Raw genomic sequence first — 26,702 nt, 5'->3', positions numbered from 1 at the left:
TACCCCTTATTCCTATGGGCGTTCCCACAGATTAATTCCGCGGGTTGAGGATATCGCGCAGCGCATCCCCGACCAGATTGATCGCCACAATCAGCAGCAGCAGCGTCAGCCCCGGAAAGAAGCTGATCCAGTAGTCGCCCGACATCAGGTATTCAAAACCGTTTGAGATCAGCAGCCCCAGCGACGGTTCCGTCACGGGCAGCCCGATCCCCAAAAACGAGAGCGTGGCTTCCAGCATGATGGCGTAGGCGATGCGCATCGTTGCCACCACGATAAGGGGTGCCAGACAGTTCGGTAAAATATGGCGAAACAGGATACGGCGGTTGGACAACGCCATGCTGCGCGCCGCATCCACGTAGCTGCGGCGACGCTCTACCAGCGCCGAACCGCGAATCGTGCGCGCGTAGTAAGCCCACTGGGTCACCACCAGCGCCATAATAATCTTATCGACCCCTTGCCCCAGCACCGCCAGCAGGATCAGCGCAATCAGGATGGGGGGGAAACTGAGCTGGATATCCACGATACGCATGATCGTGGCATCCGTTTTTCCGCCGACGTAGGCGCTAATCAGCCCCAGCGAGGCACCAATCAGCAGCGCAAGCACCGCACTGGAGAAGCCCACTATCAGGCTGATGCGGGTGCCGTACAGAATGGCGCTGAACAGGTCGCGCCCTTGATCGTCCGTCCCCAGCCAATACGTCATGCCCGCCATGCTCTGCGCACCCGGTGCAAGCCGGCCATCCATGATATCGAGCTGCATCAGATCGTAGGGATTCTGCGGCGAAAGAAGCGGAGCAAGCAGTGCCAGCAGCACAAAAATCGCCAGCATGATCAGTCCGCATAGCGCCAGCCGATCGTTAATCAGCGCCACGATGACGCGCATCACCGGATGTGTGGTTTTTTGCACCGCAGCGGGCTGGTGTATCGTATTCCCCGTCATCCCTTGTCTCCTCCCAGCCGCACACGCGGATCGACCAGCACATACAGCAAATCGACCAGCAGGTTAATCACGCTGAACATCACGACGGTAATCATCAGATAAGCCAGGATAACCGGGCGGTCGAGCACGGCAATCGAGTCGATAATCAGCTTGCCCATGCCCGGCCAGGCATAAATGGTTTCCGTGACCACGGCAAACGCGATCAGCGATCCCAGCTCCAGCCCCAGCACGGTAATCAGTGGAATCAGCGTGTTGCGCAGCACATGAACCAGCACGATGCGGGTTTCTGACAGCCCTTTAGCACGGGCAAACTGTACATAATCCTGTTGCAGACACTCCATCACGCCCGCACGCATTAGGCGGATAACCAGCGAGATTTTAAACAGTGCAAGGTTAAACGCAGGTAAAAGCAGGTGTTCGAGACCATCGCGGGTCAGAAAACTGAATGGAATACCGAAGAGATCGTGAGTATCGCCCCGGCCAGAGGACGGCAGCCAGCCGAGCTTCACGCTGAACAGCATGATCATCACCAGCCCAATCCAGAACGTGGGCAGGCTAAAGCCGAGGATGGAAAAGGTCATGATGGATTTGGACACCGCGCTGTCTGGCTTCAGGCCAGCGTAAATCCCCAGCGGAATACCGACAACCAGCGCCATCACGAACGCCACCATCGCCAGTTCGAGCGTGGCAGGCATGCGCTGAAAAATCAGTGTCAGCGCGGGTTGGTTAAAGATAAACGAGTTGCCCATGTCGCCCTGAAAGGCGTTCCAGACAAACAGCCCGTACTGTTCCCAGACGGGCTTATCCAGACCAAAGGACTGAATCACCGCCAGCCGTTCCGCTGGCGTGGCCGTCGCACTCAATAGCATATCGACCGGATTACCGACCAGATAAACCCCCACAAACACCAGCACCGACATCACAGCCAGCGTCAGCAGCGTTTGTCCGATTCGGCTCAGCAGGTAGGCGACCATCAGCGCTCCTCAGATCCATTGATTGCTTTAACATCATTGATTGCTTCAGAGCCATAGCGACGCAGGCGATCGGCAATCAGCCCGAGGAATCCTTGTTCGTCGATTTCCCGCATGACCAGCGCATTCGCTGGCTCACCCAGCTTGTGATAAAAATCGGCAAACACGTAACCCATGGTCTTACCGGAAATTTCCACCCCGACGCGAACGTGTTTTGACTTGAATAGCTCGGGCTTCAACAGCCACGCAATGACGGTCGCATCATGAATCGGTCCACCTTCACGGCCAAAGCGCTCAACTTCGCTACGGTCAAACATGCGCAGCAGCGCGGCCATGGCCTTACCCGGCGCACCGCCGCTACGTGCGATGGCATCAACCTGTTCTGTTTGAATCAGCGCCTGAAAGGTCACATCCAGCGGCATGATGACAATCGGAACACCGGAAGAAAAAACGATTTCCGCCGCATGCGGATCGGCATAAACGTTAAAATCCGCCCACGGCACGCGATTCCCCATCGCGGTAAAGGCGCAGCTCATGGACACAATCTGTTTGATGCCGCGAGCGACATCAGGGTGAAAACACAGCGCCAACGCCAGATTCGTCAGCGGGCCCAGTGAACAAATGGTGATCGGGTTATTGTCGGCCGCCGCCTGACGCGTCATCCGCACCAGAAAATCGACGGCGTGTTCCTGTTCCGGTGACAGCGTGCTTTCTGGCAACCACTCAGAGGAAAACTTGCCGATATGGGCATATTTACCGAACACCTGATCGCGGATGAGTGGGCGCGAGGCACCCGCAAAAATCGGCACATCAGTTCTGCCCGTCACCCCTACCACATTGCAGGCGTTCGGCAGCGTGGCGGCAAGCGGCACATTGCCTGCCACCACGGTAATCCCAAGCACGTCCAGCTCGGGCGACGCCAATGCCAGCCAGATGGCTATCGCATCGTCGACGCCGGGGTCGGTATCAATAATAATGCGTTCTCGAACCATGTCAGACACCCTCGCTGTAGCGGCTCAATAGGCCGGCAAACAGCTCGACAACCTGTTTAGCATCAACCCCCGTCACCACATCGACATTCGGCTGACGATCGGTTTTTCCGTACCAGTCGGCAACGGTCTGCCCCATGCACAGTTCGCTTTCCTGCTCAATGTAAACGCTGGCTTTTTCCGTCGTGAAGCAGTGCGGTGCCAGCACCCAGGCGATGACCAGCGGATCGTGTAGCGGGCCGCCGCGTGAGCCGTAGCGGCGGATATCATTGCGATCCCAAAACGCCATCATTTCACCCAACGGCGCGGAGATGCGTCCGGATAACGCAATGAAACGCGCCACTAATTCCGGCGTTAAAATCACCTGATGCGTGACATCCAGCGGTAGCGCGACGATGGCAATCGACGAGTCAAACACCACCTTGGCGGCCTGCGGATCGGCAATCATATTGAATTCAGACGTCAGGCTGCGGTTGCCCGCTTCGCGGTACGCGCCGCCCATCATCACGATGCGTGCAATACCGCCAGCAATCTCAGGTGCCATACGCAGCGCCATCGCGACATTGGTTAACGGCCCTAATGTACAGAGCGTGATCGGCATGCCGTCAGCGATCGCCTGACGACACTGCTCAATGATAAAATTCACCGCATGCTGCGCGTCGGCCTGTTTTTGTGGCGCAGGAAGCACCGTCTGGCCCAGTCCGCTTTCGCCGTGAAACTGGCCATGAATAGGGTCGCGCAGCAGCGGCCGATGGCAGCCAGCGAAAACGGGGATATCCGTGCGCTGCCCCAGTTCAACAATTTGCAGCGCATTATGCACCGTCTTGTCCAGCGACTGGTTACCGCACACCGTGCAGATACCGCGAATATCCAACTCTGGTGCCACAAATGCACTTAATAACGCAATCGCGTCATCTATCCCCGGATCACAATCAATAATAATAGGTAAAGCGCTCATCCTTCGATGATTCCTTTTCTCTTTTTAATCGGTACTGCCGAACATCAAGGTGCAGAAAACCCCACACCTCTATATAGCGTGAAAAATAACAAAGCTATTAGGTGTTAAAGAGAACCGGGTGACACCAGATAGGGAAAAACACCGCTAAATGTATTCACTCCGTTCTCCTTGTTACGGATAGATAAGGGGTGAATACTCACCCCTTATTTGAATCATAAATGACAGGTGACTATTTCGCGGAACGGACGAAGTACGGCAGCGTGTAGGCATCGGAACGGCCCACGTAGGTATACTGCTTTTTCATCGCCCAGGTGTTGGACAGGAACATCACCGGAATCACACCCAGATCGTTCATGCCAATGTTCATCGCCTCAGCCAGCAGCGCACCACGTTTGGTTTCATCCAGCGTGACACGTGCTTCGTTCAGCGTTTTATCAAAGACAGGATTGGAATAGCGACCACGATTACCCTGTCCTGCATTGGGGCCAAAGGTTTCTAACAATGGCCCCAATACGCCAGAAGCTTCCCCGGTTTCAATCGCGGCCCCGCCCATAATCAAACTAAATTCGAGACGGGACGCACGTGAGAAGTACACACTGCCGGGCATCGTAACCACCTCGGTTTTGATACCAGCCCGTGTGAACATTTGGCCAATGGCCTGAGCAATTTTAGAATCATTAGGATAACGATCGTTCGACGCGTGGAAGGTCAGCGTGAAGCCGTCGGGGTAACCCGCCGCCGCCAGTTCCTGTTTGGCTTTCTCCGGATTATAAACCGGCGCAGGAATGGAAGCGGAATAGCCTAGGTACCCCTTCGGTACAAGCTGAGAGGCAACAACAGCCTGCCCCTCCATCACACGGTCGACGATTGCCTGGCGATTAATAGCTAAAGACATCGCCTGGCGTACTTCTTTTTTTAGTAATGGGTTTTTACCATCAGGACCTTTGGCGAACGGTGATTCCTCTCGCTGCTGGTCCATGTGAAGGTAAATAACACGATTCCCTGGTGTTGAAATCGTTTTTAACTGCGGATTTTTTTCAATATTACTGCTATCGGCTGTTGGAACGTTTTCAATCATGTCCACATCACCGGATAATACAGCTGCTACACGTGCACTACTGTTTTTAAATACACGGACAGTAACGTTGTCCCACTCTGCTTTTCCTCCCCAGTAATCGTCATTTCGAACAAGGACTACCCGGTCGTCCGGCACCCAGGAAACAAATTTGAATGGCCCTGTACCAATCACATCTTTTCCTGAATTCAACGTTTCCGTTGGGACGTTCTCAAGTCGAGCAGGCAAAATGGAAACTCGACTTAAATTATTCAGCAGCAGCGGCGAAGCCTCTTTTGTCTTAATCCGCACCGTTAGTGGATTTACTTCTATTACCTCAGCAATGTCGCTGACGTAAGGTGCATAAGAACTAGGGCTGTTTTTCGATGCCAGCGCAACACGCTTAATGCTGGCAATCACATCTTTAGCCGTAAAATCACTGCCGTCGTGAAACTTAACGCCAGGACGCAATGCAAATTCCCACGTCTTGTCGTCAATCACTTTCCAACTGGTTGCCAGGGCAGATGCAATCTGCTGTTTTTCATCCTGTACAACCAAACCGTCAAAAATATTGCGCGCCATTGCGCTATTCGCCCCACTCACATAAAACTGTGGATCCATTGATGTGGTGGAGGAAGCCAAACCGATATTCAGGTCCGCGCTATAAACCAAAGGTGAAGATGAAAATAAAACGGTAAACAATAACGCCAGCGTTGATTTCTTCATTCACTAACCCTCTATTCCATGATTGATTACTAGTGAAGTGTATTAAATCTTATGATTGTCAGTCTATGCGCGAGATTGGATAATGAAAAATTGCATTTTGTGTTAAATTGATAACTAAATGTTATGTTTTAAGGTGACGAGCATGCGTATCAATCCCCGCCAGGTTGAAGCCTTTCATAAAGTCATCCTCACTGGAGGCATCACCGCTGCCGCAAACATGATGTACATCACCCAGCCCGCGGTCAGCCGACTCATTAAGGACTTTGAAGACGCACTGAACCTTAAGCTGTTCGATAGGGACGGACGCGGCCTAGTTCCACGCGCGGAGGCGATGAAGCTGTATCGCGAAGTCGAGCGTCTTTATCTGGGGTTGGATCACATCGGGATGATTGCGGATGAAATTCGCCATGCCAAGGGCAGCGTGCTGCGCATCGCCGCCGTTCAGGCGCTCTCGTTTCTTTGTTCAGATCAGGTTCTCCCTACCTTACTCAAGAAATACCCCGATCTTTCCCTGTTTTTAGACATCGAAAGCAGCAGCCATATTACGAGCGCCATTTCTGAAAATCAGTATGACGTCGGCTTTATTTTTGGCCAGCCGGGCATCAAAGGGCTGGAAGCTGAACCACTGGCGGACGCCAGTGCTGTCGCGGTGTTAGCGGTGGATCACCCTCTTGCCACAGCGGATGAAATTACGCTTGCCGACCTGGCCAGTACGCGCGCTATTCTGCCAGGAAGAACCACACCACTGCGGGCGCAGCTTGATATCTCCTCCAGAAAAGAGCAAATCTATCTGCATAACCCCATCGAAACCTCAATGGCTAACTGCTGCGTGCTGGCTTCAAGAAACGTCGGCATCGGCGTGGTGGATTTTATTACCGCCCTGAACAGCCCTTCGCCAGTTATCGTTAAGCCTTTCAATCCTGATATAAAAATGGCGTATTGCGCGGTTTATCCCCCGCAAATTCCCCGCAGCCAGGTGGTGAATCACATCACTCAGGTGATGAAAGAAAAAATAGCGGAAAGTTTGGCGTTGAAATAGTATTTGGGCGTGCCACACTGAAGGCTTGAATATTTAACATGGCAATTATGGGAACCCAGGCTCATCTTCCAACGTCTCGATTCTTCGGTAGTTTTCGGTTGCATTACAGAGATTTAAGTGGAATTGATACGCTGCGCTATCTTTTTCCGTGCCTGATGTTACGTATGTACATCGGTCTTTTTTATACCTTTCCCATGAACGTTGATGCTTCTTGAATGCCTTGATGATGTCGTTGTCATTTATTTTAACTAATTCTAAAGTTCTTTCTGACAACCTTTTATTGAGTTTTTTATCAGACTCTTTCACCATTAAATAAGCACACTCATACACGCTAATTTCGCCCTCTTGCTCTATCATTTCTTTGCATATTCCCATTTTACTCTCGTTCAGATAATCGTCAGTCGTTTTTGCATTTAAAAAAAATGGAAATAGAAGAAAAAAAATGAAAAGTACTTTTTTTATAATCATCATCTAGCCCTGCTTTCGTTTAGATATTTCACCCTATTCCTGCTATTTTCATCCCTTCTAAGCTCAGATGAGTTCATTATTAAAGAAATGATATCATCTATGTTATTCGTTGTTGCTGCCAACATTATTGTATCCCCCCTATAGCCTTGGTATACGATATCAATCAAGATATCCCTTATCGCTGGCTGAAGCTCTTCCCAGTCAGGCTTTTCCCGCATATCTTTTGTCTTTTGATTGTATACCGATCTCGCTCTTATTACATAACTTCTATACGTGTGTTTAAATAAAGAAATCTGCTGTTGCTCTGTTATTTCTCCAATTTTATCCTTATTCACCCTAACAAATTCTTTAGCTTGAAATCCTATCAGTCCTGCTGAATGAGATATTATAGTGGATTTTTCCTGAGAAATTCCAGCCATCGTTAAATCCGAATAAATTTCTTGTCGTGTTCTTTTCCCCATATCGTATCCTCGGCCAATGGTCACACCCGACAACCCACCTCTTTCTGGATAGTGAATAACCCTACTATAATATTTTGAGCCTTTTATATTATTTCCTTCAGAGTTAAATGTTAATTTCCCATCCTTTATTAGTGATGCTCCATCATTTATATCGCTCATAATCAGCTCTCTAATTCCAAATGCTATAACCCGATGTGCCTGCTATTTTATGCGACCAAGATATACTGGCATACTTCAGCATGACTTCCTCATAAGGAATAGAATCATTATTATTTATTGAGTTAGGATATGATGAAGAAATAGATACAATTCGCGCATCAGTCAATATTAACTCGTAGAATACTTCTAATTGCCCTGCCATATTGGTTCGATAGAAGAAAAAACTTGCCGTTAGCTTTTCATTTGATGTCACTGACACGCCGAGTAATGGAGACGACTTATCTATAGGTTTAATGAGTTGTATAGGATGATGCGATATATTCTCTTCCCTCGTTATTGTATGGTTTAACCCTAAGACTTGAATTTGATTCTCATGCCCAGATTGATAACGATTGCCAATAGAATTAACCGTCGAACATCCAGAGGAAATTAACCCCTGCTGATCACCTTCTAAGGTGAGATAAATGAGGTATGACATATACACTATCCTTGTTAGTTTAGATTAAATTATTTTTATCAAGGAAATCATACACCACATAAATAGCAAGAAAAAATGATAAAACAGCTCAATATAAAATTGAAATTAATAACAGGTTTTATTTTATTAAACAGTATTTAATTTTAGTATTTTTTGACTGGCTACCATTAAAAACCATGATATTAAATATCGTGAAAAGTAATTAGTCATGGAATAGCCATCGTTGATGGCTATTCGGCTTTATATGTAAATAATCAGGCATTCAGCACAAATTTCTCGATCGCGTAGGCGACGCCGTCTTCCATGTTGGTTTTGGTGACAAACTGGCTGGCTTCTTTCACTTCATCGATGGCATTGCCCATCGCGACACCGATACCCGCATAGCGAATCATCGCCAGATCGTTCTGCTGGTCACCCAGCGTCATGACACTTTCGCGTGGAATGCCGAGGTGCTCCGCCAGCATCCTCACGCCTTCACCTTTGTTGACGCGCTTATCCAGAATTTCCAGATAGTATTCAGCGCTCTTCATAATGGTATAGCGTTCAAAGGCTTCCGGTGGAAGTTGACTGATGGCGCGATCCAAGATCTCTGGCTCATCAATCATCATCACTTTCGGGAACGTCAGGCTGCGATCCATTTCTTCTACCGCACGATACTTCAACGGCATCCCGGTCAGGTGAGATTCATGAATGGTGTAAGGGCTGATATCTTTATTGGCGGTGTAGACAAAATTGAAGTCCAACGCGTGGAAATGGACGCCAAGTTTGCAGGCCAGCGCTTCGAAATAGAGATAATCATCGAAGCTCAGCGCCGTTTGCGCCACACAGTCGCCATTGACCGTACGCTGTACCAGCGCACCGTTATTGGTGATGCAGTAACAGCCTTCCTGCTGCAAATCCAACTCCCTCAGGTAGCGTTCCACGCCGATATAAGGGCGACCGGTAGCCAGCACAACTTGCACGCCTTTCTCTCTGGCAGCGGCAATCGCGGCTTTTACCGCAGGTGAAATTTGATTTTGGGGCGTCAGCAACGTCCCGTCCATATCAATAGCGATCAGTTTTACAGACATAATTTTTCCAGCATCAAGTTATCTGTTTTCATGCTAACGCGATTCAGCGATGAAGTCGTTAGTGAAATACGGCAGGGTGACAGGCGTATGACATGCAACGTAAAAAGCCGTGCGGTTAAGCACGGCCCTGTGACCAACGTTTCCTGCAATCGCTGTTATAGCTCGGCGCCGTTGCTGGCGATCACCTTCTTATACCAGTCAAAGCTCTTTTTCTTCGAGCGCTTGAACGTGCCAGTGCCATCATCGTGTTTATCCACATGGATGAAACCGTAGCGTTTGTTGTACTGGCCCGTGGTGAACGACACGCAGTCGATGCAGCCCCACGGGGTATAGCCCATCAGTTCCACGCCGTCTTCGACGACGGCTTTCTTCATCTGATCGATATGCGCTTTGAGGTATTCGATGCGGTAATCATCGTTAATGCTGCCGTCGGCTTCCGCCTTGTCTACCGCGCCAAAGCCGTTTTCGACGATGAACATCGGTTTCTGATAACGCTCGTAGAAGCTGTTCAGCGTATAGCGCAGGCCAACCGGGTCAATCTGCCAGCCCCATTCCGATGCCTTCACGTGCGGGTTTTTCACGCCGCCGTCAAAGCCCGTAATCGCATCTTCCTTTTTCTGGCCTTTCGCCGACAGTTGCACCGCGCTGCTCATGTAGTAGCTGAAGCCCAGATAGTCCGTGCAGCCTTCGCGCAGCGTCTGTTCATCTTCTGGCTGCATATCAATCTGATAGCCTTTGCGTGCCCACTCTTTCAGGATGTAGGACGGGTAGTAGCCACGCAGTTGCACGTCACCGAACAGGTGACGCTCACGCATCGCTTCCTGTGCAAACATCACGTCATCTGGATGGCATGACCACGGATAGATCGGCACCAGCGCCAGCATGCAGCCAATTTTGAAATTCGGGTTAATTTCATGACCCAGCTTCACCACTTTCGCACTAGCGACAAACTGGTGGTGCAGCGTTTGGTACATCGCCTGCTCCGGCTTGTCGTGATCGGTAAAAATCACGCCGGAACAGCAGTAGCCAAACAGCGGATACTGCCAGTTACGCTGGTTGTTTATCTCATTGAAAGTCATCCAGTATTTCACTTTGGACTGGTAACGCTTCATGACCACTTCGCTGTAGCGGACAAAAAAATCCACCACTTTACGGTTCAGCCAGCCGCCGTATTGCTTAACCAGATGATGCGGCATTTCAAAGTGAGACAGCGTAATCACTGGCTCGATGTTGTATTTCAACAGCTCATCAAACAGGTCGTCATAGAATTGCAGGCCTGCTTCATTCGGCTCCAGCTCATCACCATTGGGGAAAATACGCGCCCAGGCAATCGAGGTGCGAAAGCATTTGAAGCCCATTTCGGCGAACAGAGCAATATCCTGCTTATAGTGGGAGTAGAACTCCACCGCCTGATGGTTTGGATAACTGACACCAGGCTGTACGCCATCGGTGATCACACGGTCAACGCCGTGGGCACCGCCGGACAGGACATCGCAAATGCTGACGCCTTTGCCACCTTGATCCCAACCACCTTCAACTTGATGCGCCGCTACCGCGCCGCCCCACAGAAAGTCTTTCGGTAATTGTTGAACAGACATGTTATTTCCTTCTCATTTCAGGTTTGCATACTATTAATTTATAAGCTGTTTCAGGGTAGAGATTTCCCGATGCAGTTGAATCAGCTCCTCCACCAGTTCACGGCATAGCATCGCGTTCATCAGGTGATCTTGCGCGTGAACCAGAATCAGGTTGACCGGGATTTTCCCGCTGCCCTCATCGGCACCAATCAAGGCCGTCTGAATTTGGTGGGCTTTGCGCGCCGCAACGGAAGCGGTGTTCAGCAGTTCCTCAGCCTTGTCCCAGTCGTATTTTCTGGAGGCGCTCAGCGCTTCCATCGAGCTGGAGCGCGCTTCTCCCGCATAGATAATCAGTTCCATTACCGTCGTTTCATCAAGCATGGTTTCATCGCGCATCACTCACTGCCTCCTCTGCTGTCCCCACTTCTTGTGCGATCAGCTGACGTTCATACATTTTGAAGAAGGGGTAATAGATTAGGGACGAGACGACAATCAGTACCCCCACCAGCACCACCGCACGCCAGTCCCACCCCGTAGACCAGGCGGCGCCAATCGGGCCCGGCGTTGTCCAGGGCGCAAGAGAAATCACGCGGTGCACCAAATCGGTTTTTAACGCGATATAGGCAAGGGTAGCGTTCACCAACGGCGCGGTAATAAACGGAATAAACATCAGCGGGTTCATCACGATAGGTGAACCAAAAATCACCGGTTCGTTGATGTTGAACATGCTCGGCACCACGGCCAACTTGCCGATGGCGCGCAGGTGAGCAGAACGGCTGCGCAGATAGAGGAAGACCAGCCCCATGGTCGCTCCCGAGCCGCCCACCGTAATGAAGAACTGCCAGAAGGGTTCAATAAAGATTTTGGTGATCGGTGCACCCGCGTTAAACGCTTCCTGATTGATCCCTAAGTTGGTCAGCCAGAACGCCTGCAAAATGCCGCCGACGATAACCGCACCGTGAATCCCGGCAAACCACAGCAGGTGGCAGAGCAGCACCGCGATCAGGATGGCAGGGAGCGAGTCGGATGCCGAGATAATCGGCGCGAAGACGGCCATGATCGCCTGCGGTAACAGCATGCCGAATTGGCTCTGCATAAACAGGCTAAGCGGGAAGAGCGTCAGGAAGATGGCAAGAATCGGGATCAGCAGATCGAAAGACTGGCGAATTTTCGGCGGCACCTGTTCAGGCAGGCGAATACCAATATTGCGCTTCTGCAAGAAATGCATCAGCTCCGTCGAATAGATCGCCACGATAATCGCAGTGAAAATCCCCTCGCCGCCCAGCGACCCCACCGGCAGGCTTTTGTCGATTTGCGGAGCGGCCACCACCATGAACGACATCAGCGACAGACTGGCCGCCATAAAACCGTTCATTTTATAGCTCTGCGCCAGGTTATAAGCGATGGCGCTGGTGATATACACCGCCATAATGCCCATCGTCATGTTGTAGGGCATCATGATTTGTTCGCCGTGGCGTTCCACCATCCCCAGCCACCACTGCGCAAAAGCCCATTCACTATTCGGGCTAAAAGGCGGATGGGCGAATAACATCATAAAAGAACCGACAATTAAAAACGGCATCGAGGCAATAAAGCCATCTTTAATTGCCACAACATGACGCTGGCTGGAGAGTTTTGCCGCAATGGGGCTAATACGGTTTTCGATAATGCTGAATAATGACTCGGTTAATTTACTCATTATTCCTCCCGTTATACTAATTGATCATCGCCAGGGCATCATTGAGGACTTTTTCCCCATTCATCATGCCGTAATCGACCATATTAATGACCGCAATCGGCTTCGCTTTCTCGTCAGCTATCGCCTTGAATTCAGGCAGTTTATACTTAATTTGCGGCCCAAGAAGGCAGCAATCATATTCATCAATTAGCTCATTAAACTCTTCAAAACCCACGGCTTTTATCTCAACAGCGATCGCCTTTTTCTCGGCGACCTTTTCCATCCGCTGTACCAGCATGCTGGTAGACATTCCTGCTGCGCAACAGAGTAAAATCTTATTCATACTGCACCTCACCGTCCTTTTTTTTATTATTCAAGCAAGACAAAAAATAATATGCAACCGGTTTCATATTGTTTTTACTGTTTTTTGAAGGCGATCATAAATAGCGCAATCGGGGAATATTTTTATCCCTACACTTGTTATTGGTGATAAAAAAGGAGGATTTTTCCCTATAATGACGACATCAGGCAGCACAGGAAAACGAGAAAGTACGATGGTAACCATGCTCGATGTAGCGAAAAAAGCCGGTGTATCCAAAGCCACCGTATCACGCGTGCTGACAGGGAATAACTACGTCAGTAAAACCACGCGGGATCGGGTATTCCAGGCGATTGAAGAGATTGGCTACCGGCCCAACCTGCTGGCGCGCCAGCTCGCCACGAGCAAATCGCAAATTATTGGTTTGGTTGTGACCAACACGCTGTACAGCGGCCCCTATTTCAGCGAATTGCTGTTCCAAACGGCAACCATGACGGAGAAATACGGGCGGCAGCTCATCATGGCAGATGGCAAGCACAGCGCGGAAGAAGAGCGCGAAGCGATCCAGTTCCTGCTCGATTTACGCTGCGATGCCGTCATTATCTATCCGCGTTTTCTCTCTACGAATGAACTGGAAGAGATTATCGAACAGCACGATCAGCCGATCATGGTCGTGAACCGCACACTGCATCAGCACGGCGATAATGGCATCTGCGCCAATCACCAGCAGCACTGCCATGATGCCGTCAATTACCTGATAGGACAGGGCCACCGTGATATCGCCTTTGTCTGTGGATCGGCGAACTCCCCCACGGGTACAAGCCGACTGGCGGGCTACCGGCAGGCGCTGGAGGAAAACGGGATTCCCTATAATGACAGGTTGGTTGCGTCAGGCGACTGGACCCATGACAGCGGTTATACGGCAGCAAAAACCCTGCTTCAGCGGTCAGCCACCTTCAGTGCACTGGTCGCCAGTAATGACGATATGGCGATTGGCGCGGCCAAAGCGCTACGCGAACACGGCCTCGCGATTCCGCAGGATGTCTCGCTACTGGGGTTCGATGATTTACCGATGGCATCATGGTTCTACCCGCCCCTCACTACCGTGCATGTGCCCGTCGCCGAGATGATCAGCTATACCCTTGAGAAACTGCTGTGCTGGCTGGAGGGTGAAACCATCGCGCCTACGCCAGCCTTCAAAGGCGAATTGATTATCCGCGATTCCGTCAACAAAGGCCCTGCCGCCTAATCCTCGCTCACGCAGTGAGGCGTCCTGCCTCACTGCTATCTTGATTTAAGTACCACCTGATTTGTGACATTTTCGTGAATAACCTAAAGACGTAGTGTTTCTTGCCGATAATTTATTTGTGACTTACATCACAAATAATGACGAGTCGCGCAAGGGAATGACGCCAAAACAGAAAGGAAGACAATCGATTGATTCTTTTATGAAACAAGGTGCCTACAGGCGCTTATATCCTCGAGGATATTACGCATATGTCTACAACACTGTTACCGGTTAATCACAGCAATCTACCCATTCATTCCTCGCCAACCGCGTTAAGAAGAAAACTCAGCACACGGATGCTGATGCTCCTGGCGGGCGTCACCACCATCGCACTCGGTTTTATTCTCACCATCGGCCTGCTGATTTGGCAATCTGGCCAGCAGCAAAAGACCATCGCACAGCAGTATCTTGAGCAAACGGCGTATACCAACAGCTACCTGATTCAGCAAAAACTGGATGTCGCACTCCATGCGGCACGTAATTTGGTGCAGAGCGTGGTCAGCCTGCAAGAAGCAGGTAACGCCGATCGAAAAACTGCGGAGACACTGCTGAAGAATGCGCTGAAGAGTCATCCCGACTTCCTTTCGATGTCGCTGGCGTGGGAACCCGATGCGTTTGACGGCAAAGATCGGGAGTTCGCCAGTCAACCCGATCAGGACCCTCAAGGCCGCTTCGTCCGCTATGTCGATCGCGATACCGCAGGCAACGTTGCTCTGCATAATCTTGTGGATTATGAAACGCCCGGCAGCGGCGACTACTACCTGCTGCCGAAGAAGCTCCAGAAAGAAGTGATTCTGGAACCGTATAGCTACCCCTACAACGGCGTCGATGTCCTGCTGACCTCCATTGCCGTGCCTATCATCATCAACAACAAATTTTACGGCTCCGTCACCGCTGATTTTTCGCTGGATACACTGCAACGGCTCACTAACGACATCAAACCCTATAAAGGCTCAGGCTATGCACAGCTGCTGTCCCATACGGGTGCCTATATTTCTCATCCCGACAACGCTCGGGTGACCAAAAAAATTGAAAATGACCCAACGCTGCTTGAACATGCCACCACCGGTCAGCCTTATCAGATCGAACGTAACAGTGCCGTGCTGAACACGCCGGCGTTTAACGTGTATGTGCCAGTCACCATCGGCGATACCGGAACGCCCTGGATGCTCGGCCTGTCTGCTCCCGTTAATGTGGTGATGGCGGAAACGGTGCAGCAGCGCAACATGGCGCTACTGCTTATGGTGCTGAGTATCGTGGTCGTTTCCGGTGTACTGGGCATCATCTTTAACCACAAGGTTGCCCGTCCTATCGGCGGGGAACCCGCTCAGGCCGCGCAGATCGCGCTGTCCGTGGCACAAGGGGATTTAACGCAAATTATCCCCGTGCAGCCAAAGGACGACGGCAGTATTTTTTACGCAATGCACACCATGCAGGCACAGTTGAGAGATATCGCCGAGCAGCTAATTAGCACCAGCGAATCCGTCAGCCACGGTGCGACGGAAATTGCGGCAGGCAACATCGATCTTGCTTCGCGCACCGAGCAGCAGGCAGCGGCGTTGGAAGAAACCGCCGCCAGCATGGAACAGATTACGGCGACGGTGAAACAGAATGCGGATAACGCCCATAACGCCACAACGCTGGCGCAGAACGCGGCTCACATTGCCCAGAAAGGCGACAAGATTGTCGGTCAGGTTGTTCATATAATGAATGAGATCGACGACAGTTCGAAGAAAATTGCCGACATTACCAGTATCATCAACGGCATCGCGTTCCAGACCAATATTCTGGCACTCAACGCGGCGGTGGAAGCGGCCAGAGCGGGCGAACAAGGGCGCGGTTTTGCCGTTGTTGCCAACGAGGTGCGTAATCTCGCGCAGCGCAGCGCCAGTGCCGTAAAAGATATCACCGCGCTGATTACAGAGTCCGCCAGCCGCGTCGATAGCGGGGTCACGCTGGTGCAGAACGCCGGTGAGACCATGCAAGAAATGCTGAGTGCCGTCACGTCGGTAAAAGACATCATGGATGAGATCGTCTCAGCGTCGGATGAACAATCGCGCGGGATCAGTCAGGTGACACAGGCCGTTCACGAGATGGATGGTGTCACCCAACAGAACGCCGCGCTGGTGCAGGAAGCCACGGCGGCGGCGGCGTCACTGGAAGAACAGGCCAGACAGCTCGCGCAAACGGTGCTGGTATTTAAGCTCTCGTAATCACCATTTCTTCCTTCACCAACTCACCCGCACGGGCCGGAAACGGCCTGTGCGTTATTCCCAGCGTGGACAGCAATCCTCGAACGAATCTGACCAAATACCCTCCCAAATACGATTTACTCGTCATGCCATTCTCTCCCTATTCTGTCGAAAAGGCGGGTATCAATATTCGCCATAGATGATATAAGTAATAGGCTAACCTTATGATCCATTTGCCAGGGAGTGACGCCCTGTTCCTGCGCCAGCTCTCACGATAATAAAATCTACAGACCTGTAAGCTGCAAAAACAACATGAAATTCATAAAACTACCGCTACTAGCGCAAATCTCATCAGCGCATCTGGTGAGTCACTTCCATATGATGGTGCTGCCCGCGCTCATTCCGCTGCTGTCAGCCCAGCGTGATATTAGTTTTGTCGAGCTTGGTTTTGCGCTCAGCGTATTCAACATTGTCTCCGCCTGCGTGCAGACACCGATTGGTTTTATGGTGGACCGTATCGGCGCACGCCGTACGTTAACCGCCGGGATCACGCTCGGAAGCCTCTGTTTTCTCTCGCTCGGTTTTTCAGGCAGCTACGTTTGGCTGATCGCCGCGATGGGACTCGCTGGGGTAGCGAACGCAGTTTACCATCCGGCGGATTACGCCTTGCTGTCGCGCGGGATTGATGAGAAACGCATGGGCCGCGCGTTCTCGGTGCATACGTTTTCCGGCTTTCTGGGCACGGCCATTGCGCCCGGTATTTTGCTGTCCGTTGCCGCCTTTTCCGGCATCAATAGCGCATTCATCGTTTCCGGCGTTCTCGGCTTGCTGACGATACCGCTGCTTCTGACCGATCGCGATGAGCCCATCCGAGTGAAACCCGCGGCAGCAACAGGCACCCAGCCAAGCAAATCGCGCGCACCCGTTTTCACGCTGCCGATTCTGGCGCTGCTCATTCTGTTCCTGCTGCTGAATTTAAGTACGGGTTCAATCCAGAACTTCTCGGTGACGGCGCTAGTCACGGGCTACGATTTGTCGCTGTCACAGGCTAACGTAGCGCTGACCGCGTTCCTGTTCGCCAGCGCCTTTGGCGTATTGGCTGGCGGCTCACTGGCGGATAAAACCAAGCGTCACGGGCTGGTGGCGACGGCTGCGCTAGCCGTAACCGCCGTGCTGGTCAGTATCGTTGCCATGTATTCCTTACCGACTATCGTGCTTGTGCCATTGCTGGCAGCTGCCGGTTTCCTCTCCGGCATGATTGCCCCTTCTCGGGATATGCTGGTGCGTGCCGCATCCCCACCGGGGGCGGAAGGTCGGGTGTTTGGGATTGTCTCCACCGGCTTTAATCTGGGTGGCGCAGCGGGGCCCGTGCTGTTCGGCTGGCTGCTGGATAACGGCCATCCTCACGCCATTTTCTGGTCTGCCGTCATCTTTATGTTGATCACGTCTTTCATCACCCTGCTACAGGAAATGCGCAGCGCCAAACGACGCGCGCTGGCCTGATGAAAGGCGGTGAAGAGACACGGCACATGCTCAAACGGCGGATGGCGGCAAAGCCATCCGTATACCCACGTCTTACTGACGCATGCCGATCGCCAAGCGATTGAAAGCGCTCATCAGCGAGATGGCAAAGCTCAGGTCGGCAACTTCCGTATCGCTGAAATGTGCCTTAAGTGGTTCGAAATCCTCATCAGGTGCGTGGCTACGAGCCACATCCACCAGCGATTCCGTCCAGGCCAACGCCACGCGCTCGCGTTCACTGAAATGATCGCTCACACGCCAGCCAGCCAGGCTGTCTAGCTTAGCATCCGGTACGCCGCCAGCACGCAAGGCCGCTGCGTGCATCTCCAGGCAGAAGGCACAGCCATTGATTTGCGAAATCCTCAAATAGACCAGTTCGATCAACGGTTTTCCAAGACTGCTCTTGTCCAGCGCTTTCTTGGTGAGGGTAAGCCCTTGGTAGGCTTCAGGCGAGAGAGTTTGGTAAGGCAAGCGAAGTGTGCTCATGGAAGGTCTCCGGTAGGAAGTGAAAGAACAAGAAACGAAATCAACGCATGGCGTGTTTTGGCCAATGCTTCGGACAGCTCTGCAAGTACACGAGCTGCATGTTGCGAATATCCATGACGAACAGGGCGGTATTCCAGAAAAAGAAGTGGATGCATCGTTCGTTGTACCTATAACGCTTGGCTAAAATGCAACCCTTTGGACAGCAGACCTTGGCGGAAATAGAAACGTTGCGCAAGGGCATTCCCCAAGGCGGTATCGAGAACCAGATGGGCGCAGTCTTGCCGCTGAGCTTCCTCACGCAGCGCCTCAATCAGCATGCCGCCCAGACTCTGACGGCGGGCTCCCGCAACGGCGACCAGATCGTCGACGTAGAGGAACCGTCCATACAGCAGGTTTTCCTGGATGCGATAACCCGCCACCGCCATGACCCGATCGCCCTGCCAAGCTGCCATCAGACGATAGCCTTGCAGGGCTTGGCGGCGAACCTGTGCCACGAATGTGGCAGCATCGAGAAGATGAGGTCGCAGTTCGTGCATGCTGTCAAAACAGGCCAAGTAGTCCTGCTCGCTGTCAATAAGGCTCAATCGGAAGTGGCTCATGTCGATCTCCTTGTCATGGAATCCGTACTTTAGGAAAATAATGACCTAGTAAAAAGGTGCAAAAAATGAATAAATAAATAGGACATGGCATATGAATATTCAGCCGTTGAGACCAATCCGAAAGCACGATGCGCCGATCTATTTGCAGTTGTATCGACGCTACCGAGACGCGATTGCCGCCGGAAAACTCCATCCAGGAGATCGCGTACCTTCCGTTCGCAGCCTCGCCAGTGAACTGAATCTGGCACGGGGTACGGTCGAAATGGCTTACCAGATTCTCATCAGTGAGGGCTATTTTCTGGCTCGTGGCCCGGCAGGCACGATCGTTTCGCCCCATCTGGACAGTCTTGGCGAGTCACTGCCTGTCACGGTGTCCCAACCTGCCGCCAAGGCGCATTCTCAGCCGAAAGCGCTGGCGGTCGATTCCCCCCAGCCTTTCCAACTGGGTTTGCCGGCACTAGATGCGTTTCCACGCAAGGTTTGGACACGTTTGTCCGGCCACAATCTTCGCACGCTGGATACGGTAGCCATGAATTATCCCGATCCTGTGGGATACGAACCTCTGCGCCGATCCATTGCGACCTATCTCGCTATCTCACGTGGCATCACTTGCACGCACGAGCAGGTATTCATTACACCCGGCTACCGGGGTGCGTTGGAACTGGTATGCCGCGCATTGTTACAACCCGGTGATGTTGGGTGGTACGAAGATCCTGGCTACATTTTCGCCCGCCAGTTTCTGGAGCGTGCGGGCATGAATCTGGAGCCTGTGCCCGTAGATGAAGACGGTTTGAATGTAGACATCGGCCAACAGCGAGCTGCCGATGCACGTTTTGCCTTGGTGACACCGACGCACCAAAGTCCGATGGGGGTAGCACTATCCCTGCCAAGGCGGTTACAACTGCTAGAATGGGCCAGCCACCGCCAAGCGTGGATCATTGAAGATGACTACGACAGTGAGTTCCGTTACCACGGCCGACCACTACCACCGCTAAAAAGCCTGGATCGCGATGGACGCGTGCTTTATACAGGCACCTTCAGCAAGGTGCTGTTCCCAGGCTTGCGTCTGGCCTATCTGGTTGTTCCTGAACCGCAGGTCGAGCGGTTTAGGGACGCGGCAAATCACCTTTGTGGCCCTGGTTCGATTCTGCCTCAGGCAACGGTGGCCGATTTCATGGATCAAGGGCACTTTGCTCGCCACCTACGAAGGATGCGCTCGCTTTATGCAACGCGACGCGGCTATTTGGTCGATGCACTCTTGCAGGCGTTAGGTTCACGTCTGGACATCCAGCCGCAGGCAGGTGGTATTCATGTACTCGCGAAGCTGGCTCAGCGGGAGGATGACAAATTGCTGGCTGCGGCGGCCCAATCTAACGGCCTTGCCATTCAGGCTCTGAGCCAGTGGCAAATTCGCAGGACATCACACAGTGGGCTACTGATGGGATTCGCCAACGTGACCGAACCGGAGATGGCGAAAACACTGGTCTGCCGATTGATGGCTGCCATTCAGTCACAGTAGAAGCGCTATCCGACGGTTAGCCAGCACTGCCGCCTTCTCTGTAGCGGGATCGACTGCGGACTTGGTAAGTTTAGTGGCGTAAAAAAGCCAGCTCCACAGGGAGCTGGCTCAGATAACGATAACAACGTAGATCGAATTAGATATCGATATTCATCGCTTTCAGGGCGTTCTCTTCGATAAACGCACGACGCGGTTCAACCGCATCACCCATCAGGGTCGTGAACAGCTCATCGGCAGCAATGGCATCTTTCACTGTTACACGCAGCATGCGGCGGCTGGCCGGATCCATCGTGGTTTCCCAAAGTTGATCGGGGTTCATCTCCCCCAGACCTTTATAACGCTGTATGGTTAAGCCACGGCGGGACTCTTTCACCAGCCACTCCAGCGCTTGTTCGAAGCTGGCAACCGGCTGGCGACGTTCACCACGTTCGATATACGCATCTTCTTCAATCAGGCCGCGCAATTTTTCACCCAACTGATTCAACTTGCGATATTCGCTACCGGCAACAAAGCCTGCGCCCAGCGGATAATCGGTATCCACACCGTGCGTACGTACGCGCAGTGCCAGTTCGAATACACTACGCTCTTCGTCGTGGTGAATCACAAAGCTGTACGTACTGCCGTGCACTTCGTTTGCGTTCAGGCTGCTAACCAGCGATTCCGCCCACGCCTGTACTTTTTCACGCTCGCCTAAATCGGCTTCGGACAGTGTAGGCTGATAGATCAAACGGTTCAGTAACGCACGCGGGAAGCGGCGTTCCATGCGGCCAATTTGTTTCTGCACGGCATAATGCTCAGAAACCAGTTTTTCCAGCGGTTCACCCGCCAGCGCAGGCGCTTCAGCATTGGTGTGCAGCGTCGCGCCGTCCAGCGCCAGTGCGATCTGGTACTGATCCATCGCTTCATCGTCTTTGATGTACTGCTCTTGCTTGCCTTTTTTCACTTTGTACAGCGGCGGCTGCGCAATATACACGTGGCCACGCTCAACAATTTCAGGCAGTTGGCGATAGAAGAAGGTCAACAACAGGGTACGGATGTGCGAACCATCGACGTCGGCATCGGTCATGATAATGATGCTGTGATAGCGCAATTTGTCCGGGTTGTATTCATCACGGCCAATACCACAGCCCAGCGCGGTGATCAGCGTCGCGACTTCCTGCGAGGAAAGCATCTTGTCAAAACGGGCTTTCTCGACGTTCAGGATTTTACCTTTCAGCGGCAAAATCGCCTGATTCTTACGGTTACGCCCCTGCTTAGCAGAGCCACCCGCCGAGTCCCCTTCCACCAGATACAGTTCAGACAGTGCTGGGTCGCGTTCCTGACAGTCCGCCAGCTTGCCCGGCAGGCCAGCCAGATCGAGCGCACCTTTACGACGCGTCATATCACGCGCTTTGCGCGCCGCTTCACGGGCACGTGCGGCATCGATGATTTTACCGACCACAATTTTGGCGTCTGACGGATTTTCCATCAGGTAATCCACCAGCTTTTCGTTCACCAGCGATTCAACAGCGGTTTTCACTTCGGAGGAAACCAGTTTGTCTTTGGTCTGCGAGGAGAATTTCGGATCGGGTACTTTCACGGACACCACGGCAATCAGCCCTTCACGCGCATCGTCACCGGTGGCGCTGATTTTGGCTTTCTTGCTGTAGCCTTCTTTATCCATGTAGTTATTCAGCGTGCGGGTCATCGCGGCACGGAAACCGGCAAGGTGCGTACCACCATCACGCTGCGGAATGTTGTTGGTAAAGCAGTAAATGTTTTCCTGGAAGCCATCATTCCACTGCAACGCCACTTCAACACCGATGTCGTCTTTCGTCATCGAGAAATAAAACACGTTCGGGTGGATTGGCGTCTTGTTACGGTTCAGGTAATCAACAAACGCCTTGATGCCGCCTTCATAATGGTAATGATCGGCTTTATCTTTCTCACGCTCATCAATCAGGCGAATAGAGACGCCGGAGTTCAGAAACGACAGCTCACGCAGACGCTTGGCTAGAATTTCATATTCGAATTCCAGCACATTGGTGAACGTCTCATGGCTCGGCCAGAAGCGTACCGTCGTACCGGTTCTGTTGGTTTCACCCGTAACCGCCAGCGGAGCCTGCGCCACGCCGTGTTTATAGGTTTGTTCGTGAAGTTTTCCGTCGCGGTGAATAACCAGTTTCAGTTTTTCTGACAGGGCGTTAACCACGGAAACCCCTACGCCGTGCAGGCCACCAGAGACTTTATATGAGTTATCATCGAATTTACCGCCCGCATGCAGCACAGTCATGATAACTTCAGCCGCGGAAATCCCTTCTTCTTCATGAATGCCAGTAGGAATACCACGGCCATCATCCTGCACCGATACCGAGTTATCAGCATGGATGGTGATGATAATGTCTTTACAATAGCCAGCGAGTGCTTCGTCGATAGCGTTGTCCACAACCTCGAATACCATGTGATGCAGGCCGGTACCGTCGTCCGTATCGCCGATATACATACCTGGGCGTTTACGTACCGCATCCAGCCCTTTCAATACCTTGATACTTGAGGAGTCATAAGAATTCGACATCAACGTTTCTCGCTCATTTTAGTCCTGTGATTGAACCGTTATTTTACCCTGTTCTACGCGGAACATCTTGCCCTTTTCACCAACCATGTCCTCTATCTGTTCAGCGCTGACGGCACTAACAAAAACCTGTGCATGGGTGGCTTTTAACCGTTCAGCCAGCAAACGGCGGCGGGTACTATCCAGTTCGGAAGCAAAATCATCGATCAGATACAGACAGCGCAGTCCGTTCTGACGGGTGAGAAATTCACCCTGAGCCAGCCTCAGCGCACACATCAGCAGCTTGAGCTGACCACGGGACAGCATATCCTCGACGGCCACGCCGCTGGCGCGGATGCGGAAGTCGGCTTTATGCGGCCCCAGCGCCGTATAACCTAACATACGGTCGCGTTCGAACTGCCGTTCCAGCAGTTCTGCATACTCACTTTCTTTATCCCAGCCGCGCTGGAAAGAGAAACTGAGCGAAAATTCAGGCAAAAATTGCGTACAGGTCGTGGCAATATCATTGGCAATCGCCTCAGCGTATTGCGCACGCCATTCGCTGATACGTTCTGCCAACGGCACCAATTCCTGATCCCAGGCTCTAAGCTGCCCATAGTGACTCACCTGACGCAGCGCTGCATTACGCTGGCGCAACAAACGCTTCATGTTGCTCCAGGCCGCGAAAAATCCGGGTTCATTATGGAAACAGCCCCAGTCGAGAAAGGCGCGACGAAATTTCGGGCCGCCGTTGAGCAGGGTAAATCCTTCCGGGGTGATCAGTTGTATCGGTAGCAGTTGCGCCAGTTCAGCAATTTTATGACCGTCGCTGCCGTCAATCCGCACTTTGCTGTCACCCTGACGGTTTTTGCTTAACCCGACGGATCGCTCCGTTTCGATACCGTCAATACGACCATGCAGCACAAATTCCGGCTGATCGTGACGAATCACGCGCCCCGCCTGGATGCTACGAAACGCTCGCCCGTGCCCGAGCGTATAAATCGCTTCCAGCACGCTGGTTTTACCGCTGCCATTGGCGCCGACCAAAAAATTAAAGCCAGAAACCAGCGCCAAATCGGCCGCCTCAATATTGCGGAAATCTTTGATGAGAAGACGAGTAAGGGCCATGTTGCAGTTATCTTAATGATGAAAGGGCAAGTCAACTTGCCCGATAATTCTACAACCGCATTGGCATGACGACATAGGCCGCCGCTCGGCTGGCGCTATCTTCGATTTGCACGCTGGAAACGGAATCGGTCAGCAGTAAACGCACACCTTCGCATTTCAGCGCATTCAGCACATCCAGTACATAGCTCACGTTAAAGCCGATTTCCATCTCGGTGCTGTCGTATTGTACATCCAGAATCTCTTCGGCTTCTTCCTGCTCTGGGTTGTTAGCAGTAATTTTGAGCTGATTCTTAATTAGATGCAGACGCACACCGCGGAATTTTTCATTCGATAAAATCGCCGCACGGGAGAAGGCCTGCTTGAGCAGGTCGCAGCTGGCTTCCAGTGTTTTATCCGGGTTCTTCGGCAATACGCGGCGATAATCAGGGAAACGACCATCAACGAGCTTCGACGTGAAAATGAAGTCACCGACATGCGCACGAATATTGTTGCTGCCGATTTGCAACTGCAGCGGGGTATCACCACCATCCAGCAGACGCACCAACTCCATCACGCCTTTACGCGGCACGATCACCGAATGTGATGGTAAAGATTGGCCAACCGGCATGGCGCAAACCGCCAAACGGTGACCATCGGTCGCGACCGTGCGCAGCTCTTCGCCTTCGGTTTCAAACAGCATGCCGTTGAGGTAGTAGCGAACATCCTGATGCGCCATCGAAAACTGCGTCGCTTCGATCAAACGCTTCATCGTCGCCTGCGGTAGAGAGAATTCAACCTCGCTCTGCCAGTCGTCCAGATTAGGGAAATCCGCTGCGGGCAGCGTGGACAGCGAGAAACGGCTGCGGCCGGAGCGCACCAGCATGCGATCGCCATCCAGCATAATCGTGATTTCCGCGCCCTCCGGCAGACCCCGGCAAATATCAAACAGTTTGCGGGCAGGGACGGTCGTGGCACCCGGTTCATGCGGTTGCGTCAGCGCGACCTTCGCTACCATCTCCATTTCCAGATCGGTACCGGTCAGCGACAGCACGCCTTCCGTCACCTGAATCAACAGGTTGCCCAGAATCGGTAAAGTCGGTCGGCCGCCCAGCGGGCTGCTGACCTGTTGTAATGGCTTTAACAGACGTTCGCGTTCAACAATAAATTTCATAGTGTTATGACGATAGAGTTCTGATTAAATTGGAAAAATCTTCTTTGATGTCGTGGCTTTCTTCACGCAACTGCTCAATCTTGCGGCAGGCATGCAACACCGTCGTATGGTCACGCCCGCCAAAGGCATCGCCGATTTCCGGCAGGCTGTGATTCGTCAGTTCTTTCGCCAACGCCATCGCCATCTGGCGCGGACGCGCCACCGAGCGGGAACGACGTTTAGACAGCAGGTCGGCTACCTTGATTTTATAGTATTCCGCCACGGTCTTTTGAATATTGTCGATAGTAACCAGTTTTTCCTGCAACGCCAGCAGATCGCGCAGCGCTTCACGCACAAAATCAATGGTGATCGAGCGGCCGGTAAAATTGGCATTCGCGATAACGCGGTTCAGCGCGCCTTCCAGCTCACGCACGTTAGAACGCAGGCGTTTAGCAATAAAGAACGCCACTTCGCCAGGCAGACGAATGTCGTTTTCATCCGCTTTTTTCATCAGAATCGCCACGCGGGTTTCCAGCTCTGGCGGTTCAATCGCGACCGTTAATCCCCAACCAAAGCGGGATTTCAGGCGATCTTCCACGCCGTTGATCTCTTTCGGGTAGCGATCAGACGTCAGGATGATTTGCTGGTTGCCTTCCAGCAGCGCATTAAAGGTATGAAAGAACTCTTCCTGTGAACGCTCTTTATTGGCAAAGAATTGGATATCATCGATCAGCAGCGCATCAACAGAACGGTAGTAGCGTTTGAATTCTTCAATCGCATTGTTCTGCAACGCTTTAACCATATCCTGCACGAAACGCTCGGAGTGCATGTAAACCACTTTTGCGTTGGGCTTGCGGGCAATGATGCCATTCCCCACCGCGTGCAATAAGTGCGTTTTACCCAAGCCAGTGCCACCATAAAGAAACAGCGGGTTATATGCGCCACCAGGGTTATCGGCCACCTGACGTGCCGCTGCGCGGGCTAACTGGTTTGATTTACCCTCAACGAAGTTATCAAACGTATGCTTGGGGTTCACATTCGAACGGTAGGTATGCTCTGCCTGTACAGGCGAGTTATCCCAGCTTGGCCGTACCGGAGCCGTACGCACTGGCTGTTGCCGTGTCACGCTGACAGGAGTGTGATGCAACTGCGCAGGCTGGCTTACCGTCTGAACCAACGGTTTACTTCCCACTTCGAAACGCAGTAAAGGGGCATCCGTCCCGCAGAAATCATTCAGCAGAATATTGATATTATTTAAGTATTTATCACGGACCCAATCCAGCACAAAGCGATTGGGGGCGTAGAGCGCCAGAGTGTTATCACTCAGCTCCGCCTGCAACGGGCGTATCCACATACTGAATTCTGTGGCAGGTAACTCATCCTGCAAACGGGCAAGACACTGCTGCCAAAGCGAAAGTGACAC

General features: G+C 52.1%; 24 protein-coding genes. 5 read left to right on the top strand and 19 right to left on the bottom strand.

From position 1 onward, the window contains the following. Positions 1-31: 31 nt before the first annotated feature. From DMB82_RS00120 to DMB82_RS00100, 5 genes are all read right to left on the bottom strand, one after another. Positions 32-940 (bottom strand): ABC transporter permease, encoded by a 909-nt coding sequence (locus DMB82_RS00120; RefSeq protein ID WP_010296898.1) that lies wholly within the window; start codon positions 938-940, stop codon positions 32-34. Then, entirely contained in the window at positions 937-1,914 is a 978-nt protein-coding gene (locus tag DMB82_RS00115; RefSeq protein WP_102117951.1) for an ABC transporter permease, read from the bottom strand. The genes DMB82_RS00120 and DMB82_RS00115 overlap by 4 nt, the downstream gene beginning before the upstream one ends. Further along, positions 1,914-2,903, bottom strand: a complete 990-nt coding sequence (locus tag DMB82_RS00110) for a nucleoside hydrolase (RefSeq protein ID WP_102117952.1) — start codon at positions 2,901-2,903, stop codon at positions 1,914-1,916. The genes DMB82_RS00115 and DMB82_RS00110 overlap by 1 nt, the downstream gene beginning before the upstream one ends. A 1-nt stretch (position 2,904) precedes the next feature. Further along, entirely contained in the window at positions 2,905-3,858 is a 954-nt protein-coding gene (locus DMB82_RS00105) for a nucleoside hydrolase (protein ID WP_102117953.1), read from the bottom strand. A gap of 229 nt (positions 3,859-4,087) precedes the next feature. Beyond that, on the bottom strand, positions 4,088-5,638 hold the full coding sequence (locus DMB82_RS00100) for an ABC transporter substrate-binding protein (protein ID WP_102117954.1): 1,551 nt from the start codon (positions 5,636-5,638) through the stop codon (positions 4,088-4,090). Between the two features lie 142 nt (positions 5,639-5,780). Between DMB82_RS00100 and DMB82_RS00095 the strand changes: the two genes are divergently transcribed. Continuing rightward, complete coding sequence (locus DMB82_RS00095; protein WP_102117955.1) at positions 5,781-6,677, top strand: LysR family transcriptional regulator; 897 nt, start codon at positions 5,781-5,783, stop codon at positions 6,675-6,677. A gap of 45 nt (positions 6,678-6,722) precedes the next feature. On the opposite strand, the gene DMB82_RS00090 is transcribed toward DMB82_RS00095, so the two are convergent. The 8 genes from DMB82_RS00090 to DMB82_RS00055 form a co-directional block, all read right to left on the bottom strand. Next, complete coding sequence (locus DMB82_RS00090; protein ID WP_102117956.1) at positions 6,723-7,148, bottom strand: lysozyme inhibitor LprI family protein; 426 nt, start codon at positions 7,146-7,148, stop codon at positions 6,723-6,725. Further along, positions 7,145-7,765: a pesticin C-terminus-like muramidase gene (locus DMB82_RS00085; protein ID WP_116156044.1), complete on the bottom strand. Its 621-nt coding sequence runs from the start codon at positions 7,763-7,765 to the stop codon at positions 7,145-7,147. The genes DMB82_RS00090 and DMB82_RS00085 overlap by 4 nt, the downstream gene beginning before the upstream one ends. Before the next feature lie 10 nt (positions 7,766-7,775). Continuing rightward, on the bottom strand, positions 7,776-8,243 hold the full coding sequence (locus DMB82_RS00080) for an Hcp family type VI secretion system effector (RefSeq protein WP_116164511.1): 468 nt from the start codon (positions 8,241-8,243) through the stop codon (positions 7,776-7,778). Positions 8,244-8,497: 254 nt separating this feature from the next. Continuing rightward, positions 8,498-9,313: a sugar-phosphatase gene (yidA, locus tag DMB82_RS00075; protein ID WP_116156045.1), complete on the bottom strand. Its 816-nt coding sequence runs from the start codon at positions 9,311-9,313 to the stop codon at positions 8,498-8,500. A gap of 155 nt (positions 9,314-9,468) precedes the next feature. Then, positions 9,469-10,911: a 6-phospho-beta-glucosidase gene (locus DMB82_RS00070; RefSeq protein WP_116164513.1), complete on the bottom strand. Its 1,443-nt coding sequence runs from the start codon at positions 10,909-10,911 to the stop codon at positions 9,469-9,471. Between the two features lie 33 nt (positions 10,912-10,944). Then, positions 10,945-11,286 carry a PTS lactose/cellobiose transporter subunit IIA gene (locus DMB82_RS00065; RefSeq protein ID WP_420849671.1) on the bottom strand — a complete coding sequence of 114 codons (342 nt, stop codon included), beginning with the start codon at positions 11,284-11,286 and terminating at the stop codon, positions 10,945-10,947. Next, on the bottom strand, positions 11,276-12,589 hold the full coding sequence (locus DMB82_RS00060; RefSeq protein WP_116164515.1) for a PTS sugar transporter subunit IIC: 1,314 nt from the start codon (positions 12,587-12,589) through the stop codon (positions 11,276-11,278). Before DMB82_RS00060 ends, DMB82_RS00065 begins: the two co-directional genes overlap by 11 nt. A 16-nt stretch (positions 12,590-12,605) precedes the next feature. Beyond that, the gene (locus DMB82_RS00055) at positions 12,606-12,911 is read right to left on the bottom strand and encodes a PTS sugar transporter subunit IIB (RefSeq protein WP_102117959.1); all 306 of its coding nucleotides are present in this window, start codon (positions 12,909-12,911) and stop codon (positions 12,606-12,608) included. 211 nt (positions 12,912-13,122) lie between these two features. On the opposite strand from DMB82_RS00055, the gene DMB82_RS00050 reads away from it, so the two are divergent. The 3 genes from DMB82_RS00050 (at position 13,123) to DMB82_RS00040 (ending at position 17,870) form a co-directional block, all read left to right on the top strand. Continuing rightward, positions 13,123-14,136: a LacI family DNA-binding transcriptional regulator gene (locus tag DMB82_RS00050; protein ID WP_116164517.1), complete on the top strand. Its 1,014-nt coding sequence runs from the start codon at positions 13,123-13,125 to the stop codon at positions 14,134-14,136. A gap of 248 nt (positions 14,137-14,384) precedes the next feature. After that, positions 14,385-16,388, top strand: a complete 2,004-nt coding sequence (locus DMB82_RS00045) for a methyl-accepting chemotaxis protein (RefSeq protein ID WP_476739445.1) — start codon at positions 14,385-14,387, stop codon at positions 16,386-16,388. A 291-nt stretch (positions 16,389-16,679) separates the two neighbouring features. Next, entirely contained in the window at positions 16,680-17,870 is a 1,191-nt protein-coding gene (locus tag DMB82_RS00040; protein WP_116164519.1) for an MFS transporter, read from the top strand. Positions 17,871-17,942: 72 nt separating this feature from the next. On the opposite strand, the gene DMB82_RS00035 is transcribed toward DMB82_RS00040, so the two are convergent. Further along, on the bottom strand, positions 17,943-18,374 hold the full coding sequence (locus DMB82_RS00035; RefSeq protein ID WP_039485143.1) for a carboxymuconolactone decarboxylase family protein: 432 nt from the start codon (positions 18,372-18,374) through the stop codon (positions 17,943-17,945). Positions 18,375-18,541: 167 nt separating this feature from the next. Continuing rightward, positions 18,542-18,973, bottom strand: coding sequence for a GNAT family N-acetyltransferase (locus tag DMB82_RS00030; protein ID WP_039485141.1), 432 nt, complete (start codon positions 18,971-18,973; stop codon positions 18,542-18,544). A gap of 91 nt (positions 18,974-19,064) precedes the next feature. Here DMB82_RS00030 and pdxR point away from each other — a divergent pair, with 91 nt between their 5' ends. Then, positions 19,065-20,492 carry a MocR-like pyridoxine biosynthesis transcription factor PdxR gene (gene pdxR, locus DMB82_RS00025; protein ID WP_039485138.1) on the top strand — a complete coding sequence of 476 codons (1,428 nt, stop codon included), beginning with the start codon at positions 19,065-19,067 and terminating at the stop codon, positions 20,490-20,492. Positions 20,493-20,628: 136 nt separating this feature from the next. Here the strand turns inward: pdxR and gyrB are convergent, their stop codons facing one another. The 4 genes from gyrB to dnaA are packed head-to-tail and all read right to left on the bottom strand — an operon-like array spanning position 20,629 to position 26,702. Beyond that, the gene (gene gyrB, locus DMB82_RS00020) at positions 20,629-23,046 is read right to left on the bottom strand and encodes a DNA topoisomerase (ATP-hydrolyzing) subunit B (protein ID WP_116164521.1); all 2,418 of its coding nucleotides are present in this window, start codon (positions 23,044-23,046) and stop codon (positions 20,629-20,631) included. Between the two features lie 18 nt (positions 23,047-23,064). Beyond that, entirely contained in the window at positions 23,065-24,150 is a 1,086-nt protein-coding gene (gene recF, locus DMB82_RS00015) for a DNA replication/repair protein RecF (RefSeq protein WP_116156052.1), read from the bottom strand. 49 nt (positions 24,151-24,199) lie between these two features. Further along, the gene (gene dnaN / locus DMB82_RS00010; protein WP_116164523.1) at positions 24,200-25,300 is read right to left on the bottom strand and encodes a DNA polymerase III subunit beta; all 1,101 of its coding nucleotides are present in this window, start codon (positions 25,298-25,300) and stop codon (positions 24,200-24,202) included. 4 nt (positions 25,301-25,304) lie between these two features. Continuing rightward, complete coding sequence (dnaA, locus tag DMB82_RS00005) at positions 25,305-26,702, bottom strand: chromosomal replication initiator protein DnaA (RefSeq protein WP_102117966.1); 1,398 nt, start codon at positions 26,700-26,702, stop codon at positions 25,305-25,307.

This window comes from Pectobacterium aquaticum (genome assembly GCF_003382565.3).
GTDB classification, from domain to species: Bacteria; Pseudomonadota; Gammaproteobacteria; order Enterobacterales; family Enterobacteriaceae; genus Pectobacterium; species Pectobacterium aquaticum.
This window is presented reverse-complemented; position numbering and strand designations above follow the sequence as displayed.